The sequence below is a fragment of the Phenylobacterium sp. genome, assembly GCF_036264965.1.
Lineage (GTDB): Bacteria > Pseudomonadota > Alphaproteobacteria > Caulobacterales > Caulobacteraceae > Phenylobacterium.
In genome coordinates this window covers 1-4,789 of sequence record NZ_DATAPY010000009.1, presented here as the reverse complement: position 1 = coordinate 4,789, position 4,789 = coordinate 1, and the positions used below count along the sequence as shown (strand labels likewise).

The window sequence follows — 4,789 nt, the reverse complement described above, 5'->3', positions numbered from 1 at the left end:
CACCCACCTGCCCAGCGGCATCGTGGTGACCTCCTCGGAGAAGTCGCAGCACCAGAACCGCGCGCGGGCCATGAAGGCGCTGAAGGTCAAGCTCTACGACCAGCAGCGCGAGGCGCTGGATGCCGCCCGCTCCGACGCCCGCAAGACCCAGGTCGGCTCCGGCGACCGTTCCGAGCGCATCCGCACCTACAACTTCCCGCAAGGCCGGGTCACCGACCACCGCATCAACCTGACCCTCTACAACCTGCCCAAGGTGATGGAGGGCGAGGCGCTGGACGATGTGATCGACCCCCTGATCGCCGAGGACCAGGCCGCGCGCCTCTCGGCCCTGGAGGACGAGTTCAGCTAAGGCGCGGCGTCGCGCACGACCTGATCGACCACCGAGGCCCAGTCTCCCGCCTGCGGCTGCACGAACAGCCGCGCCGAAGGATACCAGGGCGAGGGCTCTTCCCGCGGCCATTGCCAGTCGAGCGCATGGCGGGCCAGCAGCACCCAGACGGGCCGGCCCATGGCGCCGGCCAGGTGGGCCACGGCGGTGTCGACGCTGATCACCAGGTCGAGCCCGGCGATGATGTCGGCGGTGTCCTGGAAGTCGGCGGCGCCGGTATCGGCCGGATCGAGGCTGATCGCGCCGGGCAGGGCGCACAGGCGTTCTGCCGCCTCGGGCGGCAAGGCGCGGAAGCGGTCGTTCGGATTGTCGGCCGCGCCGCGCGTGACGACGCCGATCCGCCCGCCCCCAGGCTTGGCGCGGCCCGACAGATAGGGCGACGAGGGCAAGGTCTCGGCCATCGCGCCCAGATGGTGCGGCAAGGACAGAGGAAGCGTCCAATAGTCGTGGCCGGACGGCTCGGGACCGGCCGGGGCCGCCTCGACGAAATCCACGCCCAGCGGCTCGAACAGGCGGCGCAAAGGCGCTTGGCCGGCATAGGTCACGCGCTGGGCGCCCGGCAGAGGTAGGAACCGCGCCGCGAGGATCTGGTCGCCGAACCCCTGCTCCCGCCAGATGTAGAGGCGCTTGCCGGCCAAAGGCTCGCCGCGCCATTCCGGGACGGCCAGGTTGCGCGCTAGCATCCGCTCGCGGGCCGCGCGCTGTTCGTAGAGGGCCCAGCCCTCGTCGAACCGACCCTGCGCCACCAACACGCAACCCAGGTCGAAGGCTGCCTTGGGATATCCAGGCGCGAGGGCCAGGGTCCGCCGATAGGCCGCCTCGGCCTCGTCCAGACGCCGCACCATCCGCAGATGGACGCCGAGCGCGAACTGGCGGCGCGGGTCGTCCGCCGCCGCCCCCGCCGCCCGCCGATAGGCGTCCCCGGCCTCCTCGATCCGCCCCGCGCCGTCGCGGATCACGCCCAGATTGTGCAGCGAGAGAGGATGCTCACTGACGGCGACGATCGCCACATAGCCTACCTCCGCCTCAGCCAGCCGTCCGGCCCGGTGGGCGGCGAAGGCCTTCTGAAACGCGGCGTCGATGTCCATTGGGTCGGTAGCTAGCAAACGGCCTGCAACGCCGATAGGCGAAATCCCCGGGCGGAAATCCTCGGCATGGCGCCTGTCCGGCTTGTCGCGCGGCGGCGCATGCGGCAAGCACACGGCCATGAGCGGTCACGTCGCGGGCATCTTCCGGCATCCGGTGAAGGGGTTCACGCCCGAGCCCCTGCAGTCGGTCGCGCTCGCGCCCGGCGAGGGTTTCCCACACGACCGCATCTGGGCGGTGGAGAACGGCCCCTCCGGCTTCGATCCCGCGGCGCCGGCCTTCACGCCGAAATCGAAGTTCACCGTCCTGGCCCAGATCGCCAAGGTCGCCGCCGCGCGCACCCGCTACGATCCCGAAACTGGCGTCTTCCACGCCACCGCGCCTGGCCGGGGCGAGTTCTCCGGCCGCCTGGCCGAACCCGCCGCGCGCGAGACCTTCGCCGCCTGGCTGACCGGCCTGCTGGGCGAGGACGTGCGGGGTCTCCTGCGTGTGGTCGAAGCGCCCGGCCAGCATCGCTTCACCGACCATCCCCTGGGTCAGGTCTCCATCGTCAACCTGGCCAGCGTCCGCGACCTCGGCGAGCGGATGGGCGTCGAGCTCGACCCTTTGCGCTTCCGCGCCAACCTCTACGTCGAGGGCTGGCCGGCCTGGGCGGAGAATGGCTGGGCGGACAAGCCGATGCTGGTCGGCTGGGCGCAGGCGGAGGTGTTCAAGCCCATCGTCCGCTGTGCGGCCACCCACGTCGACCCGACCACCGCGGAGCGCGACCTCGATGTCACCAAGGCGCTGTTCGACAACTACGGCCACCTGTTCTGCGGCGTCTATGTCCGCGTCACCGCCGCCGGCGCGGTCGGCCTGGGCGATGCGGTGACCGCACCGGCGGTCGAACCCGAGCCGGAGCCCGCCGCATGAGCCTGAACCTGCTGCAGGCCTGGCAGGGCGCCAAGCAGCGCCTGGAGGCCGCGGGGCTCGCCGGCCCGGTGATCGACGCGCGCCTGCTGGTCGAGGCCGCGGCGTGCGCCACCCGCGCCGATATCGTGGGCGATCCCTACCGCGCGCTGACGCCGGAGCAGGAAGCGACGCTGGAGGACTACCTCTCCCGCCGCGAGCACCGCGAGCCGGTCAGCCATATCCTGGGCCGCAAGGGCTTCTGGAAGATCATGCTCAACGTCACGCCCGACGTGCTGACGCCGCGGCCAGACACCGAGACCGTCGTCGAATGGGTGCTGCGCGACTTCCCCGAGCACGCCGCCTGGTCGGTGCTCGACCTGGGCGTCGGCTCCGGCGCCATCCTGCTTTCCATCCTGGCCGAACGGCCGGCGGCCAGGGGCCTGGGCGTCGACGTGTCCGAGGAAGCCCTGGCGGTGGCCCGCGACAACGCCGCCAGCCTGGGCCTCGCGGGCCGCGTGGCCCTGCTGCGCAGCGACTGGACCACGGGCCTCGGCGACGCGACCTTCGACCTGGTGGTCTCCAACCCGCCCTATATCGCCAGCGACGTCATCGAGACCCTGGAGCCGGAGGTGAAGGACCACGAACCCCGCCTGGCCCTCGAAGGCGGACCGGACGGCCTGATGCACTATCGGGTCCTGGCGCCGGAGATCCTGCGGGTGCTGAAACCTGGCGGCCGCTTCGCCGTGGAGATCGGTTACGACCAGAAGGACGCCGTCGAGACGCTGTTCCGCGAGGCCGGCGCGGCCGACGTCCACACCCTCCGCGATCTCGGCGACCGGGACCGCGTCGTCGCAGGTGCGAAAAAGCCCTTGGAACTTAAAGCCCGACTCGCTACTTAGGGAACTGTCTCCACCCAAATTGTCGGCATCCGGTAGAGGCGTCCCGCAAAAGGGCGCACGCCAGTCCCGACAGGGCGCGACGGCTTCCAAGGCCTCTCGCTTCAGGCTTCCGGGCGGAAGACGGGGAACATCTAGCGTCAGCAAAATCGACACCGGGCTGAGAGCGCCCGATCCCGCTGAAGACAAGCGCAGGCCGACCTGGCAAGGGTCGCCCACAGGAAACCAAGACGGTCAACGAATAATGAGAGATTTCAAGGGTATGAAGCGTCAACGCGGCCGCAATCGCGGCGGCGGCGGGAGTGGCGGCGGCGGCGGCGGCAAGCCCCAGGCGCAGAACGCCAACCGGGCGTTCGATTCCAACGGCCCCGAGGGCTCGAAGGTCCGCGGCAACGCCCAGCATGTCTTCGAGAAGTACCAGCAGCTCGCCCGCGACGCCTCGGCGGCCGGCGACCGGGTGCTTGGCGAAAATTACCTGCAGCACGCCGAGCACTATTTCCGGCTCCTGCGGGCCATGCAGCCCACCCGTCCGGCCAGCGAAATCCTCGGCCGCGACCATTTCTCGTCCGGCTTCGACATCGATTTCGAGGACGAGAGCGCCCAGGCCCAGTCCGAAGCCGCCGACGCGGCCTCCGCCGAGGCCGGCGACACCGCGGAAAGCTGGCAGGCCCGTGAAGGTGGCGCCAATGGCGGCCAGAACGGCGCCGGCGGCGGCGACCAACGGCCCCGCGACGACCGCCCCAGGGACGATCGGCCCCGGGATGGTCAACGTGACGGCCAGCAGCGCGACGACCGGCCGCGCTACGAAAACCGCGACCGCAACGATGGCGGTCAAGGCCAGGGTCAGGGCCGCCGCGACCGCCCGTGGCGCGACGACCGCCCCCGCGACGGCCAGCAGCGCGATGACCGCCCGAGAGACGGCCTGTCCCGGGATGGTCAACAACGCGACGACCGGCCGCGCTATGACGCCGACCGGCCCCGCGACGACCGGCCGAGAGACGACCGGCCCCGTGACGATCGCCCACGCGACGAGCGTCCGCGCGAGGATCGCGGCAATCGCGACGATCGCCCGCGCTATGACCGAAATCGCGATGACCGCCCGGAACGTGACCCGCTGGCCGTCGTCGAGCCCCAGGCCCAGGCGCCCCTGACAGCCCCGGCTCCGGCCGTCGAGCCCGCACCGCAACGCCGCACCCGCGTGCTTCGCGACTCCGACGGCGGCGAAAGCCACGCGCCGGCCTTCTTGCAGGCGCCGGCCCCTCGAGCCGCGCCCATAGCCGCCGCCGATGGTGACGAGGCTCCCAAGCCCCGCCGCCGCCGCGCCCCGCGCGCCGAAATCACGACGGCCTCCGAGGGTGACGACGCCTAAGGCTCCCCTCCCCTTCATGGCTACCGGATTCACACATCTAAATAGAATGAGTGCTTTCAGTGGCTTATCGGAGACCAACAAGTCCGTACACTGAGAGTCCGTGCTGGGCAGGTTGTCTTGAAACGATTGAGCATTTTCCGCCTAGCAGGCCGGAACTCG

At 70.7% G+C, this 4,789-nt stretch carries 5 protein-coding genes; 4 read left to right on the top strand and 1 reads right to left on the bottom strand.

The window, feature by feature from the left end; translation table 11 throughout:
- On the top strand, positions 1-349 hold a 349-nt coding region (locus VHS75_RS00885), incomplete at its 5' end, for a peptide chain release factor-like protein (RefSeq protein WP_329636715.1).
- Here VHS75_RS00885 and VHS75_RS00880 read toward each other — a convergent pair.
- Positions 346-1,476, bottom strand: a complete 1,131-nt coding sequence (locus VHS75_RS00880) for a glycosyltransferase family 9 protein (RefSeq protein ID WP_329636714.1) — start codon at positions 1,474-1,476, stop codon at positions 346-348. The two genes, VHS75_RS00885 and VHS75_RS00880, sit on opposite strands and share 4 nt — an antisense overlap.
- A gap of 118 nt (positions 1,477-1,594) precedes the next feature.
- Between VHS75_RS00880 and VHS75_RS00875 the strand changes: the two genes are divergently transcribed.
- The 3 genes from VHS75_RS00875 to VHS75_RS00865 all read left to right on the top strand — a co-directional run bounded on the left by VHS75_RS00875 (position 1,595) and on the right by VHS75_RS00865 (position 4,630).
- Positions 1,595-2,386, top strand: coding sequence for an MOSC domain-containing protein (locus VHS75_RS00875; RefSeq protein ID WP_329636713.1), 792 nt, complete (start codon positions 1,595-1,597; stop codon positions 2,384-2,386).
- Positions 2,383-3,264, top strand: a complete 882-nt coding sequence (gene prmC, locus VHS75_RS00870) for a peptide chain release factor N(5)-glutamine methyltransferase (RefSeq protein ID WP_329636712.1) — start codon at positions 2,383-2,385, stop codon at positions 3,262-3,264. The genes VHS75_RS00875 and prmC overlap by 4 nt, the downstream gene beginning before the upstream one ends.
- A 259-nt stretch (positions 3,265-3,523) precedes the next feature.
- Positions 3,524-4,630, top strand: a complete 1,107-nt coding sequence (locus VHS75_RS00865; RefSeq protein ID WP_414694236.1) for a DUF4167 domain-containing protein — start codon at positions 3,524-3,526, stop codon at positions 4,628-4,630.
- Positions 4,631-4,789 lie beyond the last annotated feature (159 nt).